Source organism: Streptomyces sp. NPDC051180, assembly GCF_040689545.1.
In the GTDB taxonomy this organism is placed as follows: Bacteria; Actinomycetota; Actinomycetes; order Streptomycetales; family Streptomycetaceae; genus Streptomyces.
The window spans coordinates 121607-144350 of record NZ_JBFBBC010000014.1 but is presented as its reverse complement, the minus strand read 5'-3'; the positions used below and the strand labels follow the sequence as shown (position 1 = coordinate 144350).

Sequence of the window (22744 nt, the reverse complement as noted above, 5' to 3'; positions counted from 1 at the left end):
TGCCGACGTCACGTCAGGCGGGAGCGGCGAAGATCACAGGACCCTGATCTACCCCGCCGTCCTCGGCCGTATGCGACCTTACTCAGCCGTTCTTGGCGCGGGAAGACGCACGGCCACGCGCGTTCTGGTCGAGGATGACCTTGCGGATGCGCACGGCCTCCGGGGTGACCTCGACGCACTCGTCGTCGCGGCAGAACTCCAGCGACTGCTCCAGCGACAGCTTGCGCGGCGGGACGATCGCCTCGAAGGAGTCGGCGGAGGCGGAGCGCATGTTGGTGAGCTTCTTCTCCTTGGTGATGTTCACGTCCATGTCGTCGGAGCGCGAGTTCTCGCCGACGATCATGCCCTCGTACACCTCGGTGCCGGGGTCGGTGAACAGGACGCCGCGCTCCTGGAGGTTGGTCATCGCGAAGGCGGTGACGGCACCGGCGCGGTCGGCGACCAGCGAACCGTTGTTACGGGTCGTCAGCGTGCCGAACCACGGCTCGTGGCCCTCGTGGATGGAGTGGGCGATGCCCGTACCGCGGGTGTTGGTCAGGAACTCCGTACGGAAGCCGATGAGGCCACGGGACGGAACGACGAACTCCATGCGGACCCAGCCGGAGCCGTGGTTCGACATGTTGTCCATGCGGCCCTTGCGGACGCCCATGAGCTGCGTGACGGCGCCCATGTGCTCCTCGGGGACGTCGACCGTGAGGCGCTCGACGGGCTCGTGCGTCTTGCCGTCGACCTCCTTGGTGACGACCTGCGGCTTGCCGATGGTGAGCTCGAAGCCCTCGCGGCGCATCTGCTCGACCAGGATGGCGAGCGCGAGCTCTCCACGACCCTGGACCTCCCAGGCGTCCGGGCGCTCGGTGTCGAGGACGCGGAGCGAGACGTTGCCGATGAGCTCGCGGTCCAGACGGTCCTTGACCTGGCGGGCGGTGACCTTGCGCTGCTTGACCGCGGACTTGGCGTCCGCGCCCTTGCCCGTGCCGCCGCGGCCGACGAGCGGCGAGGTGTTGGTGCCGATGGTCATGGAGATGGCCGGCTGGTCGACCGTGATCAGCGGCAGCGCGATCGGGTTCTCCGGGTCGGCCAGGGTCTCGCCGATCATGATGTCGGGGATACCGGCGACGGCGCAGATGTCACCGGGGCCGGCGACCTCGGCGGGCTTGCGGGTGAGCGCCTCGGTCATCATCAGCTCGGTGATGCGGACGTTGGAGATCGTGCCGTCCCGCTTGATCCACGCGACCGTCTGGCCCTTGCGCAGCTCGCCCTGCTCGACGCGGAGCAGCGCGATGCGGCCGAGGAAGTTGTCGGCGTCCAGGTTGGTGACGTGCGCCTGGAGGGGGGCCTCCTCGTCGTACACCGGGGCCGGGACGTGCTCCAGGATGGCCGTGAAGAACGGCTCCAGGTTGTCGCTGTCCGCGGGAACGGTGCCGTTCTCCGGCTTGGTCAGCGAGGCGACGCCGTCACGGCCGCAGGCGTAGACGATCGGGAACTCGATCTGGTCCTCGTCCGCGTCCAGGTCGAGGAAGAGGTCGTAGGTCTCGTTGACGACCTCGTCGATCCGGGAGTCCGGGCGGTCCGTCTTGTTGATGCAGAGGATGACGGGCTTGCGCTGCTGGAGCGCCTTGCGCAGCACGAAGCGGGTCTGCGGGAGCGGACCCTCGGAGGCGTCCACGAGGAGGACGACCGCGTCCACCATCGAGAGACCGCGCTCGACCTCGCCACCGAAGTCGGCGTGGCCGGGGGTGTCGATGATGTTGATCGTGATCGGGGCCCCGCCGTCCTTGGGGTGATACTTCACCGCCGTGTTCTTGGCGAGGATCGTGATGCCCTTCTCACGCTCCAGGTCGTTCGAGTCCATCATGCGGTCGTCGAGCTGCTGGTGGGCGGCGAAGGCACCGGCCTGCTTGAGCATGGCGTCGACGATGGTCGTCTTGCCATGGTCGACGTGGGCGACGATGGCGACGTTACGGATGTCGTGGCGCGTGGGCATGGGTGCTTGCGCTTCTCTCGGATCGTGGGATGCGGCGTCAGTTCCTCGTACGCCCGCCGGGCGGACGCGCCACGGCTATGTCCTATGGTACGGGGCTGCCGCGCAAGGGGCTTCCCCGCCCGGGATCCGAGAGGGTCTACTGGGAGTTTTCAAGGGTGTGGGGAGGGTCGTGCGACCGGGTCAAGGGGCCGACGCGATCCTGCCCGCCGGGTTCACCGGCGGGCAAGGAAATTGAGCTGCTTCTGAGGTTGTGACCTGCGGTTTCGGAGGTTTCGGAGGTTTCAGCGGTTTCGTTCGGCGCCGTGGGAGGACGCGGGCTTCTTGAAGCCGATGTCCTGGTAGCGGGGTCCGGCGAGACCCCAGGCCCCGGCGTTCACCAGATCGGCCTTGGCGGCGACGAGCTGGGGGCGCTGGTAGAGGGGGATGGAACCGGCCGCGGCCCAGATCCGGGCGTCGGCCTGGCGCACGAGATCGCGGGCCTCCTCCTCGTCGAGCGTACCCGCCGCCTGGTCGAAGAGCTGGTCGATGCGGTCGGTGCCGACCCGCGAGTAGTTCTGTTCGACCAGGAGCGAGCCGTCCGAGGCGGGCTCGGGCTTGGCGAAGATCGGCCGGGCGTCGGTCGCCGGGAAGGCGGAGGCGGGCCAGGAGTAGAGGGCGAGGTCGTAGTCCCCGGAGGCGACGTGGTCCTTGAAGAAGCTGTCGTCGGAGACCTTGGTCACCTCGGTGCGGATGCCGACCGCGTCGAGCATCCGGACGATCCGGTCGCCGACCGTGCGCAGCGACTCCGAGCCGGGGCCCGAGGGCAGGACGAAGCGGAGGCTGAGGGCCTTGCCGTCCTTGCCCAGGGCGGTCGCGGCGTCGGGCGCGGTGACCGGGGCGGCGGTGCCGCGCGGGGCGTAGGCGCCGGCCATGCCCTGGTCCGGCTTGGCGGCCGCCTGGGCGCCGACCCCGGCGGCGGAGCCCGTGCCGGTGTCGAGCGCCTCGGCGCGGGCGAGGAGCGCGGCGCTCTGGCGGGCGGCGGCGGGAGCCGGGGCGAGAACGGCGGTGCCGTTCTCGGGGCCGCCCGCGCCGATGGCCGGGGCGGCGGCGAGGCGGGAGCCGGGCTTGTCGTCCCCGACGATGTAGAGGCCCTCGTCGGAGGCGGTGTCGCCGCTCTTCCCGGCGCCGGTGGCGTCGGTCCCGGCCTTGTCCTCCTTGGCCGTGCCCTCCTTCTTCTTCTGTTCGGCCTCCTGCTTCTGTTCGGCCTCGCTGCCCGCCTTGGTGCCGGCGGGCTTCCTGGCCGCGCCGCCGGGGACCCAGCCCGCGTCGGCGAGGAGGGCGCGGGCCTCCTTGGTGTCCTGGCCGCCGAGCGCGTCGCTGCTGTCCGCGTACGCCGCCTGCCCGGCGAGGGCGAGGTGGCTGCCGGGGGGCTTCGCGGGGAGGCCGAGCGGCTTGAGCACGGATTCGGCCAGCTCCTGGCGGTTGATGGCGCGGGCCACCGCGCGCCGGACCCGCTCGTCGGCGAGCGGTCCGGACTCTCCGTTGAGCGACAGCTGGGTGTAGGCGGGTTCGAGGGACTTGCGGACGACGTACTTGGCGAGGGTGTCCTGGGCGGCCGCGTACGCGGCGATGGCCTGCTGGTTCTTCGCCCGGGCGGCGGTGACCTCCTCCGCCTTGTCGTCGTCGGAGCCATGGGCCAGGGCCCAGGACCGCAGGGCCTTGGAGGGGGTGATCCCGGATCCGGGGCCGTGGGCGAGGGCCGCCTGCGCTCCGTTCCGGCCGGCGCGGGCGTCGCGGAGCGCGAGGGCGATCCGTTCGGCGGTGGACCGGTCGATCTCGGCCAGGTCGAGCGTGCCGGCGGCGAGGGCGGCGGCCCGGTCGGCCCGGGGCACGGCGGCGAGGACGATGCTGTCGAGCTTGGCGGACTGACCCCACCAGCGGGGGTTGCGGGTGAGGGTGACGCCGCCGGTCCCGCGGTCGATCGACTTCAGCAGGAACGGTCCTGCAGTGGCCTTGAGGGTGGTGCGCGCCCCGTCGTTGAAGGAGTTCGGGGACCCCATGACCTGCTTCGGGTACAGGGGGGTGAAGAGGGACTGCCAGTCGGCGTAGGGCTTGGCGAAGGTGACCCGCACCTCCAGGTCGTTCTTGCCCCGCTCGATCTTCTCGATCCGCTCGTACCCGGAGTTCCGGGCGGTCCAGTACGCGGTGTCGCGGCCGCTCAGGGCACGCCACTGGGCGACGAAGTCGGGCGCCCCGATCTCGCGCCCGTCGCTCCACACCGCCTGCTGGTTGAGCTTGTAGAGGACGACCTGCTTGGGCTCGGTCTCGACGACCTGCGCCGACTCCAGGTAGTCGGCGTTGCGCTGAGGCCGGCCCCGCTCGTCGATGGTGTAGAGCGAGGGGAGCACCGCGGCCGCGATGCGCGAGGTGGCGCCGTCGGCGTCGGCCTGGAAGGTGTTGAGGGTGGTGGGCAGCGCGTCGACGGCCCAGCGCACGGTGCCGCCGTCGGCCACCCGGTCGCGCGCCGCGGGCGCGTTGTCCTGGGCCGCGGCCTGGGCCTCGTCGGCGTCGTCACCGGAGCTGCAGCCGGCGAGCACGGTGACGGCGAGGACGGCACTGGTGAGGGTCGCGACGGAGCGGAGCGTGCGGGAGCGGGGGCTCCTGGAGCATGTCCTCCCGCGAGGGGCGCCGATCTGGGACATGACTTGTACCCCTTCGTCCGTATTCATTCCATTTGGAGATGATCACACCTATTGCTCATCCACTGAAAAGGACGGAATGAATTCGGCCAGCACGACACGACGGCGCGTCCGGAAAACGCCACTCGTGCGGCGCAACAAGCTCCGCCGACAGCACCCGGCGGAGGGAAGGAGCGGTCCTCAGCCGGTCGCGCCCGCGCTCCAGCGGCCGAGGACCGGTTCGGCGAGGGTGCGGGCGGGGCGGCACAGCGTCTGGCCGTGGCGGGCGAAGAGGTCGTCGCGCGAGGTGAAGCGGCCCAGGTCCGTACGGAGATGGGCGGAGAGGTCGCAGGGCGCGGTGCCGGCACAGGCGGCGGGCGCGTCCCAGTCGACGGTGGTCCGGGCGACGGCCTCGAACAGGGTCTCCGCGCCGGAGTTGGTGAAGCTCGCGTCCGGCCCGACGGGGACTCCGGCGGCGAGGGTCCCGGGTGCGAGGGCTCCGGGTGCGGGGGTCCCGGGTGCGGGGGTCCCCGGTGCGAGGGCTCCGGCGGGGTCGGGTCCGGACTCCCGGGGCGCCGCGAACAGTTCGGCTATCGGCACCCAGGCGCCGTCGAGACGGAACTCCGGCCAGGCCAGCAGGACCTCCGCGGGCACGAACGGACGGAGCCGCGGGAAGCGCGGGTACCAGAAGGCGCCGTCCACCAGCAGGCCACGCACCCGGGTCTCCACGGCGAGCGAGCGGGCGACCGCCTCCAGGACCGCCATCCGCTGGCTGCACGAGCCGCGGCCGAGGCGCAGGGTGCGCGACACCCGGCGCCGGTCCTCGACGGAGTAGACCGGCCGGACGGAGGTGACGATCATCCCGTGCGCGATCCGGAGCCGGTCGCGGTCGGTCACCGCCCCGCGCTCGTCGGCCTCGCGCCGCACCCGGGCCACGAACGCGGCGACCCGCGGGTGGTCCAGGTCCAGGATCGCCGTGGGACGGACCGACCCGGCGGTCGGGTCCTGGTCCCCGGCCTCGAACACCCGGTGCGGGGCGGGTGCGACGGTGCGGAACGGCATCAGAAGACGACTGGTCATGGCTGGATCCCCCTTCGCCGGGCGGCTGGAGCGCCCCGGCGGCACCATCCTCCTCTCCCGCCCGCAGACCCCGTGACCGGGGTGAGGTCCGCTCAGTGCCAGCCCTCGCGGTAGGCCGCCCAGTCCCCCTCGCGCGCCGCGAAGTCGACGTAGAGGGCGAGTCCGAAGCGCTCGCGGCCGGGGTCGGTCCGGCCGAGGCCCAGCCGTGCGCCCCTGACGGCCGCAGCGACGGTCTCCGCGTTCTCGTGGTGGCCGAGGTCGTCCTCGTGGAAGAAGGGAAGCCCCATCAGGAGGTCGGTCGACTCCGGGGTGACCTCCAGGGCGAGGCTGGTCTGCTGGGCGACGTACCCGCCGTACAGGCTCTCCAGCGGCATCCACGTGTCGTACGACATGACGGCTATCTGGTCGACGCGCCGGGCGACCTCCCCGAAGAACTCCTGCGACCACCACTTCTCGCTGCCGCTGACCGCGCCCAGCGCCGTGTGGGCGCCCGGCAGCGGGTCGATCTGGTGGGCGGCGACCGACAGCGGGACCTTGCGGGACCGGGTCAGCCGCCCGAGGTCGTCGAGCAGGGAGAGGTAGTGCCGGTCGTCGGAGTGCAGCGGCTCCAGGTCGAAGTGGACCCCGTCGAAACCCGCGTCGAGGACCTGCCGGGCCGAGCCCACCACCGCCCGCCGGGATCCGGCGTCCTCCAGGCGCAGCCCCACCGGGCCCTCGGTCGCCAGGACGTCGCCGAGCCACGCCTGGACGCGTACCCCCGGCATCGTCCGGTGCACCCCGTCGACCAGCCACTTGACCCGGGGATACGCCGAGGCCGGCAGGGTGCCGTCGTGCTCCAGCGGTCCGGCGTGCACGTACAGGTCGCGTATGCCGGTGCCCTTGAGCCGGGCGGCGAGCGCCGTGAGGTCGGCGTCCTTCCTGCGGCCGTCCACCCAGGCGTGGCCGATCCAGAAGGCGTCCCTGCCGCGGGTCCTCGCGTCGTCCCTGAGGTCGCCCGCGTAGCTGACGCGAAGGGCGAGGGCGCCGAAGAGCGGCGGCACGACGAGGAGCAGCACGAGGCCGAGGACCCACCATCGTCCCCTCCGCCACCACCTGCGCAGCCGTCCGTCCAACCTGAGCCCCCCGGGGTCGTCACGCCACTGGAAACCACCGTAGAGGCGGCCACTGACAGTGACGCCGTGGGGCGAGGATCGGTTTCCGTCCGGTCGCGACACCCCATACCCGGACATAACCTCCACCTTGTGACGCGAATAGCCACCCGAGCCCTTCTCGCAGCACTGGTGGCGGCGTGGTGGCTCCTCGTGCCCGCCGTTCACGGTGCCCACGCCGACGACCCCGTCGTCCTGTCCCGCGACGGGCAGATCACCGACCGGGTGGATGCCCTCGGCGACCGCCGCCCCTCGGTCGTCGAGGCCCTCGACCGGCTCTACGACGACCGGCGGATCCAGCTCTTCGTCGTCTACGTCCGCGACTTCTCCGGCCGCACGGGGCAGAGCTGGGCCGACGCCACCGCCGAGCGCAACGGCCTCGGGACCGACGACCTCCTCCTCGCCGTCGCCACCCACGACCGGCAGTACGGCTACTCCGCCGACCCCGACGCCCGCCTCACCCAGGCACAGCTGGACGAGGTGGCCCGCACCGCGATCGAGCCGGCCCTGCGGCAGAACGACTGGGCGGGCGCCGCCATCGGCGCGGCCGACGGCTACGACGCCGTGCTCGCCGGACGGCCCGTCCCCGTCCCCAGCCTCACCCCCGGCCCCGCCGACCCCGGCACGGCGGCCGACGACGGCACCTCCGGCTCCGACCTGATCCTGCCGGTGGTCCTCGTCGGCGGCGCGGGGGCCGTGGCGGCCTACGCGTACACCAAGCGCCGCCGGCGGGCCCGGACCCGCACCACCCCGCAGGCCGGCCAGGGCTGGGGCGCGCCGCAGGAACCCGCGCCGCCTTCGCTCGCCGACCTCGACGGCCGGGCGCGCCGGACGCTGGTCGCCACCGACGACGCCGTCCGCACCAGCCAGGAGGAGCTGGGCTTCGCGTCCGCCCAGTTCGGCGAGGAGGCCGTACGCCCCTTCACCGAGGCGGTCGACTTCGCGAAGGAGCAGCTGACGGCCTCGTTCCGGCTGCGCCAGAAGCTCGACGACGCCTACCCCGAGGACGACTCGACCCGCCGGGCCATGCTGGACGAGATCCTCCGCCGCTGCGCCGAGGCGGACGCCCGGCTCGACGCCGAGACCGAGGACTTCGACCGGCTGCGGGCCCTGGAGCGGACCGCGCCCGAGGCGCTGGCCGCGGTCGAGGCCGCCGTACGGGAGCAGACCGGGCGGGTGGGCACGGCCGAGGCGGCGCTGACCGCGATGCGCGAGCGGTACGCGGAGAGCGCCGCCTCCCCCGTCGCCGGCGACGCCGAACAGGCCAAGGACCGGCTCGTCTTCGCGTCGGCCCACGTCGAGCAGGCCCGCGGGCAGGTCGACGCCGGCGACAACGGCGGCGCCGCCGTGCACATCCGGGCGGCCGAGGGCGCCGTCGACCAGGCGGCCCGGCTGATCGAGGCCGTGGACCGGCGGGCGCAGGAGCTGGCCGAGGCGGTGGGGAAGCTGCCGGGCGCGCTCTCGGAGGCCGACGCGGACCTCGCGGACGCCCGCGGTCTGCTGGACGGAACGGCCGAGGGGGTGTCCACCGCCGATCTGCGGGGCCGGATCGCCCGGGCCGAGTCGGTGGTAGCCGAGGTGCGGCGGACGGTGGACTCCGGACGGTACGACCCGATCGACGCGTTGCGGCGGGTCGAGGAGGCCGACACGGCGCTCGACGAGGCACTGGAGGGCGCGCGGGAGCGCGAGTCGGGTTCCCGGCGCGCCCGTGCGCTGCTCGACCAGGCGATGCTGACGGCCCGTTCGGCGATCGGGGCGGCCTCCGACTTCGTCACCACGCACCGGGGCGCGGTGGGCAGCGAGGCCAGGACGCGCCTGGCCGAGGCCCAGCGGCACTGGAACGAGGCGCACGCGCTGGCCGCCGCCGGGGACCCGCAGACCGCTCTCGCCGAGGCCCGGCAGGCGGACGCCCTCGCCCGCCGCGCGCAGGACCTCGCCGAGCAGGACGTCCGCACCTATGGGAACCCGAACGGCATGGGCGGTGTATCAGGAGGGGGAGGCGCCGGCGGCGGGCTCGGCGGCGCGGTCCTCGGCGGCATCATCCTCGGCGGGCTGTTCGGCGGGGGACGGGGAGGCGGACACGGGGGGTTCGGTGGGGGTTCGGGCGGGGGGTTCGGGGGCGGGGGCCCCGGCGGCGGGCCGGGCAGCTTCGGCGGCAGCGGCACGCGCGGCCGACTGGGCGGCGGCGGCCGGTTCTGACGGCGGTCCGCGCCGCGTCCTTTCCCTTTCTGTCCCTCTCAAGGAGAAGAGCCATGAGCAAGCAGACCATCCTCGGCCGTGTCACCCAGCTGGCGAAGGCCAACATCAACGCCCTGCTGGACCAGGCGGAGGATCCGCAGAAGATGCTGGACCAGCTGATCCGCGACTACTCGAACAACATCACCGAGGCGGAGGAGGCGGTGGCCGCGACCATCGGCAACCTCCGGCTGATGGAGCAGGACCACCAGGAGGACGTGGCGGCGGCCCGGGAGTGGGGCGGCAAGGCGCTGGCCGCGAGCCGGAAGGCGGACGAGCTGCGCGGCGGCGGACAGACGGCGGAGGCGGACCGGTTCGACAACCTGGCGAAGGTCGCGCTGGGCCGCCAGCTCCAGTCGGAGAAGGAGGCGCGGACGGCGGAGCCGACGATCGCCGCGCAGACCGAGGTGGTCGCCAAGCTGAGGACCGGCCTCGACCAGATGAAGGCCAAGCTCGGCGAGCTCCAGGCCAAGCGCGACGAGCTGGTGGCCCGCGCCACCTCGGCCCGGGCGCAGAACCGCATGATGGACGCGGTGAAGAGCATCGACGTGCTGGACCCGACGAGCGAGCTGAACCGCTTCGAGGACAAGGTGCGCCGGGAGGAGGCGCGGGCGCTGGGCAAGCAGGAGCTCGCCGCCTCCTCCCTGGACGCCCAGTTCGAGCAGCTGGACGCGCTCGGCGACAGCGCCGAGATCGAGGCCCGGCTGGCGGCGCTCAAGGGCTGACGCCCTGCGGGCGCCGGTCAGAACATGCTGAGGAGCTGTTCCACGGTGGGCTCCGCCGTGCCTTCGCCGTCCGGCAGCGCCAGTTCGAACCAGACGGTCTTGCCGCGCGGGGTGCGGCGCGAGCCCCAGGAGGACGAGAGCAGGCCGACCAGCTGGAGGCCGCGGCCGCCCTCGTCGGTGTCCCGGGCGCGGCGGCGCCGCGGCTGGACCAGGCCGGCGTCCCAGACCTCGCAGACGAGCGTGCGGTCGCGGAGCAGCCGCAGCCTGATCTCGCCCTCGCCGTACCTCAGGGCGTTGGTGACGAGTTCGCTGACGAGGAGTTCGACGGTGTCGACGAGCGGTTCGAGGTCCCAGGCCGCCAGCTGGGTGCGGGCCAGCTCGCGGGCCCGGCCGACCGAGCGGGGTTCCCTGGGCAGCTGCCAGTCGCCGACCGCCTCGCTGGGCAGTCCCTGGATCCTGGCCATGAGGAGCGCGATGTCGTCCTCGCCGTGTCCCGTGTTCAGGCTGCCGAGGACGCGGTCGCAGACGTCCTCCAGCGGCCGGGCCGGGTCGGTGAGGGCCCGGCGGAAGGCGCTGAGGCCCTCGTCGAGGGGATGGTCGCGGGACTCGACGAGGCCGTCCGTGTAGAGGGCGAGCAGGGCGCCCTCGGGGAGTTCGACCTCGACCTCCTCGAAGGGCTCGCCGCCGACGCCGAGCGGCATCCCGGGGGGCACGTCGAGCAGCATGGCCTCCTCGCCGGGCTCGACGAGCACCGGCGGGAGGTGGCCCGCGTTGGCGAAGGTGCAGCGGCGGGTGACCGCGTCGTAGACGGCGTAGACGCAGGTGGCGAGGTAGACCTCGGAGAGTTCGGGACCGCGGGACTTCTGGGTGCGGGACTGCTGGGTGCCGATCGGGGCGCCGAGGCCGCGGGCGATCTCGTCGAGGTGGGAGAGGACCTCGGCCGGTTCCAGGTCGAGCTGGGCGAGGGTGCGGACGGCGGTGCGCAGTTCGCCCATGGCCACGGCGGCGCGCAGACCGCGGCCCATGACGTCCCCGATGACGAGGGCGGTGCGGTGGCCGGGGAGTTCGATGACGTCGAACCAGTCGCCGCCGACCTCGGTGGCGGCGGTGCCGGGGAGGTAGCGGCAGGCGATGTCGAGGCCGGCCGCCTCGGGGTCGCCGGGCGGCAGGAGGCTGCGCTGGAGGATGAGGGCCCGTTCGTGCTCGCGGCGGTAGAGGCGGGCGTTGTCGATGCAGACGGCGGCGCGGGCGGCGAGTTCGACGGCGAGGGCCCGGTCGCGTTCGCCGAAGGGCTCGCTGCCCTTGGTGCGGGAGAACTGCACGAGGCCGACGACGATGTCGTGGGCGACCATCGGGACGACCAGGGTGGACTGGACGAGTTCGCCGTCGACGCCCGGCACCGTGCGGATGCGGCCGGTGCGCAGGGCGCCCGCGCAGGGCGAGTTGAACGGGTAGCGGTGGACGGCTCCGACCTCGATGGGCACGGGTCCGCAACAGCCGCTGTCGGCCGCGTGGCCCTCGTCGCTCCTGAGGGGGGTGTCGGAGACGGCGCTGGCGAAGGCGACCCGGCGGAGTTCGGCGCTGCCCGCCCCGTAGCCGACGTCGTGGGAGCTGCCCCACCGGCCGGGCGGGGCCTCGTCGCCGGTCAGCAGGCCCTGGTAGAGGTCGACGGAGGCGAGGTCGCAGAAGCCGGGGACGGCGACGTCGAGCAGTTCGCGGGCGGTGGCCTCCAGGTCGAGGGAGTTGCCGATGCGGGCTCCCGCCTCGTTGAGGAGGGCGAGGTTGCGGCGGGCGCTGGCGGCCTCCCTGGCCGCGTTGTGGCGGCGGGTGACGTCGATGCCGAGGCCGGCGACGCCGATCGGCCGGCCGGAGCCGCTGTGGACGCGGTAGAGGTTGATGGACCAGTGGCGGCGGTCGCGGGCGCCGGGCGCGGCGCCGACGATCTGGAAGTCGGTGACGGACTCCCCGGTGTCCAGGACCCGCTGGAGGGCGCCGGTCATCCGGTCGGCCTCGGGGCGGGTGAGGTAGTCGTGGACGGTGCGGCCGCGGTGGTCGTCGGCGGAGCCGCCGAAAACGGTGGCGAAGCGACGGTTGGCCCGCTTCACCGTGAGGTCCGTGCCGAAGAGGAGAAAGCCGAAGGGAGATTGGCCGAATATCGCCTGGGAGGCGGCGAGGTCCGTCTCGATACGGCGGAGCGCCCGCACGTCGACGACGATGCACAGCGCGGCCCGTTCACCGGTCTGGGTCTCGCTCGGCATGACGTACATCTCGGCGATGCCGTGGGGCCGTTCCTCGCCGGGCAGACGGAAGGGGACGAGTCCCGTCCACTCCTTGCCGTCGAGGATCTCCTTGACCCTCCGGTGTCCGCGCTCGCGCAGGTCGGCGGGCATGAACGCCTCGACGGGGTCCTTGCCCATGGCCTCCGCCGCGGTGACCCCGAAGAGGTCCACCGCCCGCCGGCTCCACTGCTCGACGAGGCCGTCGGGCCCGATCGAGAAGGAGGCGACCCGGATGTAGTCATAGATCGAGCCGGGCGGGCTGCTCTGCCACACGACGCCGCCGCTCGCCGTCTCGGATATCTCGCTCACGCGACCGTCCCCTCCAGCTCACCGCACCGGATCGGCCATGCCCGCAGTATTCAATACGGCGGGCCCCGACGGCACGACGTTCCCGATCACAGGGTGGTCTCGGTCGTCCCGTGCCGAGTACCGGTGATCGTTGTCCCACCCTGTTTACTCACCAGGGAGAGCCAGCTCGAACCATACGGTTTTGCCCGTCCTTCCTTTACGGGTCCCCCAGCGCCGTGCGGAACAGGCTACGAGGCCGAGACCGCGGCCCCCTTCGTCCTCCGGTCCCGAGGGGCGCGCGGTCGGCGGATCCGGAAGCGGATCGGAGACCTCCACCAGCAGGGCCGGGCCGCGGTCCGGGGCGGCGCCGTCGGGGGGGATCCGGACGAGCCGGACCCCGATCGGGCCGGAGGCGTACCGCAGCGAGTTGGTCACCAGCTCGCTGACCAGCAGAACGGTCACATCACCGACGGCCGCGTCGAGCTTCCAGGCCCGCAGGGTCTCGCGCACCGCGTGGCGGGCCGTGCGCACGGCGTTCGCCTCCGCGGGGAAGTTCCACTCGGCGCGGTCGCCGTCGGTGTCGATCACACCCGATCACTTCCCCAGCTGTGCGTCAGCAGGCCGACCCGCATCCTCTTTCAAGGGATCAATCTGGACATACCCGATATTCGGGGCGGGATATCGCGCCGGAGGCAGCAGCGGGCGCACGGTGGCACGAACGGCGTAGAGACTCAGTCGCGCGCTCCGTCGGCGGGCGTCTCCGGCAGCCTGCGCCCGGCCTCGGCGACGGCGGGCCGGTCCTGGTCGAGCCAGTCGACCGCGTCCAGCTCGTGCCGGGCGAGCCAGCGCAGCTCGTCGTGGTCCTCCAGCGGGCGCGGCGTGCCGGAGAGCAGACGGGCGGTCCACACCCGCAGGACGTATCCGGGCTTCAGCGGCCACTCGCCCGGGAGGCGTTCGCCCGGCTCGACCTCCACGCCCAGCTCTTCGCGGAGCTCCCGGACCAGGGCTTCCTCGCCGCTCTCCCCCGGTTCGAGCTTGCCGCCGGGCAGCTCCCAGCGGCCGGCGAGCTCGACGGGGGCGCTGCGGCGCGCGGCCAGCAGCCGGCCCCCGTCGTACAGGGCGCCCGCGGCGACGACCACGACACCGCCGCCCCGGTCGGGGTCGGCGTCGTGGCGGGACTCGTCGTGGCGGGGCGCGTCACGCCGGGGCTCTGCGGGGGTGGCGGGGTCGGTGGTGCGTTCCGTCATGGGCGCGAGCGTAGCCCGGCCCGGGCGGCGGCCGGGCTCAGAGAGCGGGGGTGCCGATGCGCTCGACCCAGTAGAGCTGCTTGTGACCGCGGTCGTCGAGGCTGTCCGCGATCTTCTGGGCCTCGTCCCTGGTCGCGTACCGCCCCACCCGGTAGCGATTGCCGTTGTCGTCCTGCCGTATGACGAGCCACGGGAGGAGAGGGCCGCTGTCGGTCATCGGGCTTCTCCTTCCGCCGGTCCGGGCGCCGTCCTGGATCTCCGGGAAACCGCAATCCGCATATGCCGGAGCTTACGCCTGACCTTCACACAGCGGATATGTGTTTTCACAAAGAGATACGGATCGGCCGGGAACCGACGGAAGGCGGCCGAAGCTCACACCCCGGGCGTCACACCGCAGGTGTCACGCCCCAGACGTCACACCCCGGGGGACGGTGGGCACCGGCAGGAGGACGGGACCGCCCGCCCCCTGCGGATCCTTGCGGCAGACGTCGCCGCACGCGCCGTCGAGCGAGCAGCACAGGGAGCAGATCGGCCCGGCCTGCACCGGGCAGTCGGCGATGTCGGGCAGCTCGTAGGCCGTCTCGCAGACCGCGCAGAGGTGGGTCGCCCGCTCGTCGGCGACCTCGGCCGACGGACCGTTCACGGTGTTGGGGCGGGCCAGGTAGTAACGCCCCTTGGTCGCCCAGGCGATCAGCGGGCAGAGGACGACGGCGAGTCCGGCGGCGATGAAGGTGGAGAAAGCCTGCGCGTACGTGCCGAAGAGGCCGAAGAAGGCGAGGATCGAGACGGTGGAGGCGACGACCATGGCGCCGAAGCCGGCCGGGTTCACGGCGTACAGGTAGGCGCGCTTGAACTCGATGTACGGCGGGCTCCAGCCGGCCCGCTTGTTGACGACGAGGTCGGCGGCGACGGCCGCGATCCAGGCGATGCCGACGTTGGAGTAGAACCCGAGCAGCTTGTTCAGCGCCGCGAACATGTTCATCTCCATCAGCGTCAGCGCGATGGCGAGGTTGAGGAAGATGTACCAGACGCGCCCGGGGTGCCGGTGGGTGACGCGGGAGAAGAAGTTCGACCAGGACAGCGAGCCGCTGTAGGCGTTGGTGACGTTGATCTTGATCTGGGAGACGATCACGAACAGCGCGGCGGCGGGCAGGGCGAAGGAACCGAGCCAGGGCCGGAGCGCCTCGATCTGCGGGGCGATCGGTTCCAGCGCGTGGGTGGTGCCGACGGCCTCCAGGGCGACGAAGGCGAGGAACGCGCCGCCGAGCTGCTTGGCCGCGCCGATGACCACCCAGCCGGGGCCGGCGGCCAGCACGGCGAGGTTCCACCGCCGCCTGTTCTCCTCCGTCTTCGCGGGCATGAAGCGCAGGTAGTCGGCCTGCTCGCCGATCTGGGCGATCAGCGAGAGGGCGACGCCCGTGCCGAGGCCGAAGCCGATCCACGAGAAGCCCGCGCCGGCGCCCTCCGTGCCGCCGAAGGAGGTGAAGGCGCCCCAGGCGTCGGGCGCCTCGAAGGCCAGGACGGCGAAGGGCAGCACCAGGCCGACGAGCCAGATCGGCTGGGTCCACGCCTGGACCTTGGCCAGGGCGCCCATGCCGCGGAAGACGATCGGGATGACGATCAGCGTGGTGACCAGGTAGCCGATCTCGACCGGCAGGCCGACGGCCTGGTGCATGGCCTGGGCCATGATCGAGCCTTCGAGGGCGAAGAAGATGAAGGTGAAGGAGGCGTAGATGAGCGAGGTGAGGGTGGAGCCGAAGTAGCCGAAGCCGGCGCCGCGGGTGATGAGGTCCATGTCCAGGCCGTACTTCGCGCAGGCCCGGGCGATGGGGATGCCGGTGAGGAAGATGAGGGTGGCGGCGGTGAGGATCGAGGCCAGGCCGCTGCCGAAGCCGTAGGTGAAGACGATCGAGGCGCCGATGGCGAAGTCGGCGAGGTAGGCGATGCCGCCGAGGGCGGTGCCGGCCACGGTCGCGGGCGACCAGCGCCGGAAGGAGTGCGGGGCGTAGCGCAGCGAGTAGTCCTCGCGGCTCTCGTCCGCCGCCAGCTTCGCGTAGCTGCGGCGGGGGCCGGGAGGCGGCGCGACCGCCCCCGGCTCCGGGGTGGGCGTGGTGACCGTTTCCGTCATGGGGATTCCTGTCGTCCGACCGGATCGCGGGTACGGCCAGGAAGCTAGGAGCCCGGGATGACGCCTGTCGTAGGCGAGGGGTTGCCGCGCGGTAACGCGGCCTGACGCCCCGTTAACTCCGGGTCACGCGCGCCGGACGGCGTGTCCCGCTCAGCGGGCCGCCCTCCGGGGCGGGCCCGCGGGGGGGGCGGACAGCGGAGGACCGACGGTCAGCGGACCGGCAGGTGGTAGGCGATGCGATAGCGGTCGGCGGGGACCACCACGTCCGCCGTCTCGACGGCCCTCCCCGAGGCGTAGTAGGTCCGCTCGACCACCATCACCACGTGCCCGGGGACCCCGCCGAGCGCGAGGAGCTCCTCGGCGAGGCCGGGCCGGGCCCCGACCTCCTCCGCGACGTTGTCCACGACCACGTCGATCGCGGCCATCCGCTCGACGACGCCGCAGCCGCCCAGCGGGCCCTCCTCGGGCAGCATGACCGGCGTCCGGCCGGTGACGGCGAGGGGCTCCCAGGAGGTGGAGACCATCATGGGCTCGCCCCCGTCCCGGTACACGTACCGCGTGCGCATGACCCGCTCCCCCGGGTCGATGCCGAGCCGCTCGGCGACCTCGGCGCTCGCCGGCTCCTGCTCGCTGTGGGACTCCCAGGTGCCGCGGGTCCCCTCCGCCGCCTGCTCCTGGCGGAAGGGGGTGGCGCCGGCCGCCGGACGGTATCCGGAGCGGGCGATCCGGCGCGGCACCGGGCGCTCCCGCACGTACGTCCCCGAGCCCGAGCGCCCCTCCACGAGCCCCTCGGCCATGAGCACCTTGCGGGCCTCCAGCGCGACGGTGTCCGACACCCCGTACTCCTCGCGGATGCGTGCCTGCGAGGGAAGACGGGTATGCGGGGGGAGCGAGCCGTTGGCGATCTTCTCCCGCAGATCGCTCGCCACGCGCAGATAGGCGGGCTGCTCACCGAACGTCACTGGACACTCCCCTCAGGTTGACTGACAGCTACAGCGTGACAACCGAGGGTCGCGATCCGCAAGCATGGGCCAGAGTTTCACCCGAAGTGATGACAGGGCGGTCCGAGCCCTTGCCCCCCGCGGCCACCCCGGATAGGCGCCGCCGAACCCCTTGACCTCATTGGTACAGACCAATACGTTCCTGCCTGAACCCCTCGGACCACTCCCGCACGCTCCATCCCGCCTCGCACAGGAACGAGCCCATGCGTCCCAGAGCCATGACCAAGCTGACCTTCGGCGCGGCCGCCGCCGCCACTCTCGGCCTCCTCGCCACCCTGGCCCCCACCGCGGACGCGCACCAGCCCTCCGCGCACACGCCGGCCCTCAAGCGCGTCGGCTACTTCACCCAATGGGGCATCTACGGCAGGAACTTCCAGGTCAAGGACCTGGAACAGAGCGGCACCGCCGGCAAGCTCAGCCACATCAACTACGCCTTCGGCGTGATCGGTTCGGACGGCAAGTGCCTCATGGGCAACGCGCCGGGCTCCGACCCGTGGGCCGACTACGTGCGCCCGGTCGACGCCGCCAACTCCGTGGACGGCGTGGCCGACACGGCCGAGCAGCGCCTGGCCGGCAACTTCAACGAGCTGCGCGAGCTCAAGGCGAAGCACCCCGGCCTCAAGGTCATGATCTCGCTGGGCGGCTGGACCGGATCCGCCCACTTCTCCGACGCGGTGCGCACCGACGCCGGCCGCAAGGCCCTCGTCGCCTCCTGCATCGACACGTACATCAAGGGCAACCTGCCGGTCGACGGCGCCCGGGGCGGCGCGGGCGCCGCGGCGGGGGTCTTCGACGGAGTCGACCTGGACTGGGAGTGGCCCGGTTCGGAGGGCAACCCCGGAAACGTGATCCGCCCGGAGGACAAGCCCAACTTCACCAAGCTCGTGCGGGAGTTCCGCACGCAGCTCGACGCCTACGGGCGCTCGCTCCCGCAGCGCAGGCACTACGACCTCAGCGCCTACGTCCCCACGGCGCCCGCCAAGATCGACGCGGGCTTCGAAGTCTCCAAGATCATGCGGGACTTCGACTTCGTGAACCTCCAGGGCTACGACTTCCACGTCTCCGGCGAGAAGACCACCGCCCAGCAGTCGGCGCTGTTCGCCAAGAACGACTTCAGCGTCGACCAGACCGTCAGGGCCTGGCTGCGGCGCGGGGCCCCGGCCCACAAGCTCGTGGTCGGCATGCCGTTCTACGGGCAGGGCTGGACCGGCGTCACCGGCGGCGGCGACGGCCTCGGACAGCCCGCGACCGGACCCGCCCCCGCGACCTGGACGGCCGGCTCGGAGGACTACAAGTACCTGAAGGCGCTGGCGGACTCCGGGACGTACAGGCTGTACCGGGGCGCGCACAACGGCCACGCCTGGCTCTTCGACGGCACCACCCTGTGGACCTACGACGACCCGACCGTGCTGCGCACCAAGGCGTCCTACGTCCGTCAGCACGGGCTCGGCGGAGCGATGGTCTGGTCGCTCGACGGGGACACCGCGAACGGTGAGCTGATCACCGCGATCGACCGCGGCCTGACCCGCCGCTGAACCGCCGCTGAACCGCCCGGACGGCGGCGCGGGGCCCATGCCCCGCGCCGCCGTCCGACCTGTGCGCCGCCGTACGGTCCCCGCGCCGCCGTTCGACCCGTGAGCCGCCGTCCGACCCCCCGCGCCGCCGTCGGCGCGGCCGCGTCGGCTCAGGCCGGGGAGCCCTCCCCCGGCGGCAGGGTGCCCGTGAGGCCGAGGGCGGTCCGCGCCTCCGCGCCGAGGTTCTCCGGTAGGACCTCCCAGGCGGTGTCGTACGCGTCCCAGTAGGCGTCCGCGTCGGCCGCCCGCGCCAGCTTGCCGAACTCCTTCGAGGCCGCGTCCAGCGTCCGGCCCAGCGCGGCGACCGGGGCCGTGGACGCCCCGGGCCAGGACTGCGCCCTGAGTCCCGCGCGCGCCCCGTCGATCGCCGTCAGCACCTTCCCGGCCCACGCCTTGTTGGCCGCGAGGTCCTCGTCCGGGTCCTCCTCCGGCTCCCCGTAGACGGCCGTCTCGATCGGGTTGACGACCCGGAGGAAGTACGCCTGGTCCAGGGTCAGGGTGGAGGCGTCGGAGCGCACCGAGCCCTTGAACGGCTCGCCCTCGCTGGCGTACGCGCAGATCACGGAGCGGTCGCCGAGGCGCCAGCTCTCCTTGCTGGGCAGGTAGTAGTAGGTCCAGACGTCCCTGGGGACGGCCCAGGTGTCCATCGCGTAGGCCGCGTTGATCGTGTCGCAGCGCTTCTCGGCCAGCTCGTCGACCGCGTCGTCGCCCGGCCACTTCGCGAAGCCGGTGACCTTGAAGCGGCCCGTGACCTCGCCGTCGTGCGGGAGGTCGCAGTCGACGACCTCGACGTCCGTCGCGTAGTCCGCCTTCTTGTCGTCGTCCCCGAAGCACTGGCCGGTGCGCAGCGACCCCGGCGACTTGGTGCGGGACGCCTCGTCCACGTTCTCCTTGAACCCGTGCCACGCCGTGCTGAACCCGCCGCTCACCAGGCCCACGACGAGCAGCAGGCTGCTCAGCGCGGAGAGGGCGATCCCCGTGATCGCGAAGCCCCGGCCCGCCTGGTCCCGCTTCCTGATCTGCGGCAGGGCCACGAGCCCGAGGACCAGTCCGAGGGGCGGGAGGCAGCAGACGATGCCCGAGACGAGCGAGCCGACGGCGAGGCCGTTGGTCGTGCGGCGCGGCGGCTGCCCGTAGGCGCCGGGGCCGGGCATGCCGGGCTGCCCGTACGGCGCGTAGGGCATCCCCGGTGAGGTGTACGGGCCCGGGGCGGGCCATCCCCGCTGCTGCGGCCCCCCCTCGGGGGACGGGGGCGGCGGGGTCGGCGGGGTCGGCTCCACGGGTACGGGCTCCTGTTTCGGGGCGGCGACGCGAACAAACGATCGGGCGCGCATCGTACGTGGCCGAGGAGAACCGCCGGGTGGGCGGGGGCACCCGGGGACGCGGCGGGGGCGGCCGCCCTGAGACGGCCGCCCCCACGGGTTCCTCCGGGACCGGGAGCCGCCGGATCGGCGGGCTCCCGGCCGGTGACCCGCGATCAGAACTGCAGGGCCCAGGAGTCGATCTTCCCGGTGTCGTAGGCCGCGTTGTCCGTGACCCGCAGCTTCCACGTGCCGTTGGCCGCCTCGGAGGAGGCGTTCACGGTGTAGGTGGTGTTGATGTTGTCCGTGCTGCCGCCGGTGCCGAAGCCCTTCAGCGTGTACGCCGAGCCGTCGGGGGCGATCAGCTGGACCTGGAGGTCGCCGATGTAGGTGTGGACGATGTTCACCGGCACCTGGAGGGCGGCGGGGGCGTTGCCGGTGACGCCGCTGACGGTGACCGGGGACTCGACGGTCGCGTTGTCGGCGATGGCGTGGTCGGCGGTGTTCTCGAACTTCGGGCCGGTGGGCGGCTGCGTGGTGCCGCCGCCGACGTAGAGCAGCCGGTTCGGGGAGCCGGTGCCCGGGTTCGTGACGACGTTCGGGGTGGCGGCGGCCGTCAGGGCCGTGGAGACCTGCGCCGGGGTCGCCGTCGGGTTGGCGGCGAGCCAGAGGGCCGCGGCACCCGCGACGTGCGGAGTCGCCATCGACGTGCCGGAGATGGTGTTGGTGGCGGAGTCGCTGCTGTTCCAGGACGAGGTGATGGAGGAGCCCGGCGCGAAGAGGTCCAGGCCGGTGCCGTAGTTGGAGTAGCTCGCGCGGGCGTCGGTCGACGTCGTGGCGCCGACGGTGATGGCCTCGGCCACGCGGGCCGGGGAGTGGTTGGCCGCGTTGTCGGACTCGTTGCCGGCGGCGACCGCGTAGGTGACGCCGGAGGCGATCGAGTTGCGGACGGCCTGGTCGAGGACGGAGTCGACGCCGCCGCCGAGGCTCATGTTGGCGACGGCCGGCTTGACGGCGTTCCGCGTCACCCAGTCGATGCCCGCGACGACCTGTTCGGTCGTGCCGGAGCCGGAGTTGTCGAGGACGCGGACGCCGACGATCTTCGCCTTCTTGGCGACGCCGTAGGAGGTTCCGGCGACCGTGCCGGCGACGTGGGTGCCGTGGCCGTGGCCGTCCTGGGCGGTGTTGTCGTTGTCGATGGCGTCGTAGCCGTTGGCCGCCCGGCCGCCGAAGTCGGCGTGGCTGATGCGCACGCCGGTGTCGATGATGTACGCGGTGACGCCCTGCCCCGCGGTGTCCGGGTAGGTGTAGCTCTGGTTGAGCGGGAGGGCCTTCTGGTCGATCCGGTCGAGGCCCCAGGAGGGCGGGGAGGGCTGCGTGCCGTCGATGTGGAAGACGCGGTTCTGGACGACGGAGGTCACGGCGGGGTCGGCCGCCAGCTTCCGCGCCTGCGCCTCGGAGAGCTCGACGGAGTACCCGTTGACGGCCGAGGTGTACGTCCGCCTGATCTTCGCGCCGAAGCGGGCGGCGACCGCCCGGCCCGCGGCGGTCTCCGCCGGCGCGGACTCGTCGAGGGTGACGATGTAGCTGCCCGCGACGGTGCCCTCGGCCCCGGCGTTCTCGATGACGCCTTCCGGGGCGGCCGGTGCGGCGGCGGCGGGGACGGCGGAGAGGGATCCGAGGGCGAGGGCGGCGACGGCGAGGGCCGCTGCGGCGGCGGTTCGGCGACGTGAGTCGCGCATCACTGACATGTGAGGGGTCCTCCTCATTGGTGGTGCGCTGCTGTGGGGGTGAGGCCGACGGACCCAAATATGACAAGGACATGACAAGAGAACGCGACAGGTCCACGCCGTTTCGGAGGTCCGGCTGCCGAGCGAAAGGTTGGCTGATCCATAGGAATCCCACAAGGGCTTCCGACTCCCCGCAACACCGCCGCCACACCGCTGCCATGCTGGGCGGCATGACCGCCTACGTGTGCTCCCGCTGCCAGGTCCACTCGCCCACGTCCGCGCTCACCTGGTGTTGTCCGAAGTGCCGGGGCCCCTGGGACCTCGACTTCGAGAGTCGACCGGTCCCCCTCCCCTCACTCCCGTCACGTGTGAATTCCTTGTGGCGTTACACGGAAGCACTGCCTCCGATGCCGCTCGCGTCGGAGGTGACCCTCGGGGAGGGCCGCACCCCGCTGGTCCCCCTCGCCGAGGCCGTCTCGGCCAAACTCGACTTCCTCATGCCGACCCTGTCCTTCAAGGACCGCGGCGCCGTCCTGCTCGCCGCCCACGCGCTCCGGCTGGCCCGCGCCGGGGTCCTCGAACGGGTCGTGGCCGACAGCAGCGGCAACGCCGGCACGGCGGTCGCCGCCTACGCGGCGCGGGCCGGGCTCGACTGCGTCGTGTACGTCCCCGACGGCACGTCCCCGAAGAAACTGGAGCAGATCCGCGCCCACGGCGCCCGGCTCGTCGAGGTCCCCGGCGACCGCGAGGCCACGGCCCGCGCGGCCCGGACGGCCGCCGACGAACCCGGCACGTACTACGCCTCGCACGTGTACGACCCGCACTTCCTCCACGGCACCAAGACCTACGTCTACGAACTCTGGGAGGAGCTCGGCGGCCGGCTCCCCGACACGATCGTCGTCCCCGTCGGCAACGGCACCCTCCTCCTCGGCGCCGCCCTCGCCGTCGACGAACTCCACCGCCACGGCCTCGTCGGCACCCGCCCCGCACTCGTCGCCGTCCAGGCCCGGGCCGTCTCCCCCCTGGCCACCGCCTTCCACGCCGGCGCGGACGACCTCACCGCCCCCGCCGACGCGCGCCCCACCCTCGCCGAGGGCATCGCCATCACGGCCCCGCCGCGCGCCCGCCAGATCCTCCGCGCGGTACGCGACAGCGGCGGCACCTTCCTCACCGTCGACGAGGACGGCATCCGCGCCGCCCAGCGCGACCTGGCCCGCCGCGGCCTCTTCGTCGAACCCACCGGCGTCGCCTGCTGGGCCGCCGTCCGCGCCGCCCCGCCCCGCCCGGGCCTCACCGTCGTCCCCCTCTGCGGCGCGGGCGCGAAGACGGGCCTGGCCCCCTGACCCGACCGCCGCCCGCCTCCCCGC

16 protein-coding genes are annotated in these 22744 nt (G+C 72.9%); 4 read left to right on the top strand and 12 right to left on the bottom strand.

From position 1 onward, the window contains the following. Window positions 1-82 precede the first annotated feature (82 nt). The 4 genes from typA to AB0424_RS24235 form a co-directional block, all read right to left on the bottom strand. The gene (typA, locus tag AB0424_RS24250; protein WP_366308615.1) at window positions 83-1984 is read right to left on the bottom strand and encodes a translational GTPase TypA; all 1902 of its coding nucleotides are present in this window, start codon (window positions 1982-1984) and stop codon (window positions 83-85) included. A 281-nt stretch (window positions 1985-2265) separates the two neighbouring features. Continuing rightward, complete coding sequence (locus tag AB0424_RS24245) at window positions 2266-4665, bottom strand: ABC transporter family substrate-binding protein (protein ID WP_366308614.1); 2400 nt, start codon at window positions 4663-4665, stop codon at window positions 2266-2268. A 177-nt stretch (window positions 4666-4842) separates the two neighbouring features. Next, the gene (locus tag AB0424_RS24240; protein ID WP_366308613.1) at window positions 4843-5721 is read right to left on the bottom strand and encodes a transglutaminase domain-containing protein; all 879 of its coding nucleotides are present in this window, start codon (window positions 5719-5721) and stop codon (window positions 4843-4845) included. 92 nt (window positions 5722-5813) lie between these two features. Beyond that, window positions 5814-6833, bottom strand: a complete 1020-nt coding sequence (locus tag AB0424_RS24235) for a hypothetical protein (protein ID WP_366308612.1) — start codon at window positions 6831-6833, stop codon at window positions 5814-5816. A 129-nt stretch (window positions 6834-6962) separates the two neighbouring features. Here AB0424_RS24235 and AB0424_RS24230 point away from each other — a divergent pair, with 129 nt between their 5' ends. Together AB0424_RS24230 and AB0424_RS24225 are read left to right on the top strand one after the other, a co-directional pair. Further along, the gene (locus AB0424_RS24230; RefSeq protein ID WP_366308611.1) at window positions 6963-9068 is read left to right on the top strand and encodes a TPM domain-containing protein; all 2106 of its coding nucleotides are present in this window, start codon (window positions 6963-6965) and stop codon (window positions 9066-9068) included. 53 nt (window positions 9069-9121) lie between these two features. Beyond that, the gene (locus tag AB0424_RS24225; RefSeq protein WP_366308610.1) at window positions 9122-9829 is read left to right on the top strand and encodes a PspA/IM30 family protein; all 708 of its coding nucleotides are present in this window, start codon (window positions 9122-9124) and stop codon (window positions 9827-9829) included. 17 nt (window positions 9830-9846) lie between these two features. Here the strand turns inward: AB0424_RS24225 and AB0424_RS24220 are convergent, their stop codons facing one another. From AB0424_RS24220 to AB0424_RS24195, 6 genes are all read right to left on the bottom strand, one after another. After that, window positions 9847-12417 carry a SpoIIE family protein phosphatase gene (locus tag AB0424_RS24220; RefSeq protein ID WP_366308609.1) on the bottom strand — a complete coding sequence of 857 codons (2571 nt, stop codon included), beginning with the start codon at window positions 12415-12417 and terminating at the stop codon, window positions 9847-9849. Window positions 12418-12561: 144 nt separating this feature from the next. Beyond that, complete coding sequence (locus tag AB0424_RS24215) at window positions 12562-12984, bottom strand: ATP-binding protein (RefSeq protein WP_366308608.1); 423 nt, start codon at window positions 12982-12984, stop codon at window positions 12562-12564. 143 nt (window positions 12985-13127) lie between these two features. Continuing rightward, the gene (locus tag AB0424_RS24210; RefSeq protein WP_366308654.1) at window positions 13128-13535 is read right to left on the bottom strand and encodes a (deoxy)nucleoside triphosphate pyrophosphohydrolase; all 408 of its coding nucleotides are present in this window, start codon (window positions 13533-13535) and stop codon (window positions 13128-13130) included. A 145-nt stretch (window positions 13536-13680) separates the two neighbouring features. Continuing rightward, complete coding sequence (locus AB0424_RS24205) at window positions 13681-13860, bottom strand: SPOR domain-containing protein (RefSeq protein WP_366308607.1); 180 nt, start codon at window positions 13858-13860, stop codon at window positions 13681-13683. Window positions 13861-14043: 183 nt separating this feature from the next. Next, window positions 14044-15771 carry a hypothetical protein gene (locus AB0424_RS24200; RefSeq protein ID WP_366308606.1) on the bottom strand — a complete coding sequence of 576 codons (1728 nt, stop codon included), beginning with the start codon at window positions 15769-15771 and terminating at the stop codon, window positions 14044-14046. A gap of 209 nt (window positions 15772-15980) precedes the next feature. Continuing rightward, window positions 15981-16733, bottom strand: a complete 753-nt coding sequence (locus AB0424_RS24195; protein WP_366308605.1) for a GntR family transcriptional regulator — start codon at window positions 16731-16733, stop codon at window positions 15981-15983. A 242-nt stretch (window positions 16734-16975) separates the two neighbouring features. Here AB0424_RS24195 and AB0424_RS24190 point away from each other — a divergent pair, with 242 nt between their 5' ends. After that, on the top strand, window positions 16976-18307 hold the full coding sequence (locus AB0424_RS24190) for a glycoside hydrolase family 18 protein (protein WP_366308604.1): 1332 nt from the start codon (window positions 16976-16978) through the stop codon (window positions 18305-18307). A 149-nt stretch (window positions 18308-18456) separates the two neighbouring features. On the opposite strand, the gene AB0424_RS24185 is transcribed toward AB0424_RS24190, so the two are convergent. Together AB0424_RS24185 and AB0424_RS24180 are read right to left on the bottom strand one after the other, a co-directional pair. Next, entirely contained in the window at window positions 18457-19530 is a 1074-nt protein-coding gene (locus AB0424_RS24185; RefSeq protein WP_366308603.1) for a DUF4190 domain-containing protein, read from the bottom strand. Between the two features lie 293 nt (window positions 19531-19823). Beyond that, the gene (locus AB0424_RS24180; RefSeq protein ID WP_366308602.1) at window positions 19824-21398 is read right to left on the bottom strand and encodes a S8 family serine peptidase; all 1575 of its coding nucleotides are present in this window, start codon (window positions 21396-21398) and stop codon (window positions 19824-19826) included. 197 nt (window positions 21399-21595) lie between these two features. On the opposite strand from AB0424_RS24180, the gene AB0424_RS24175 reads away from it, so the two are divergent. Then, window positions 21596-22720, top strand: coding sequence for a pyridoxal-phosphate dependent enzyme (locus AB0424_RS24175; RefSeq protein ID WP_366308601.1), 1125 nt, complete (start codon window positions 21596-21598; stop codon window positions 22718-22720). Window positions 22721-22744: the final 24 nt, after the last annotated feature.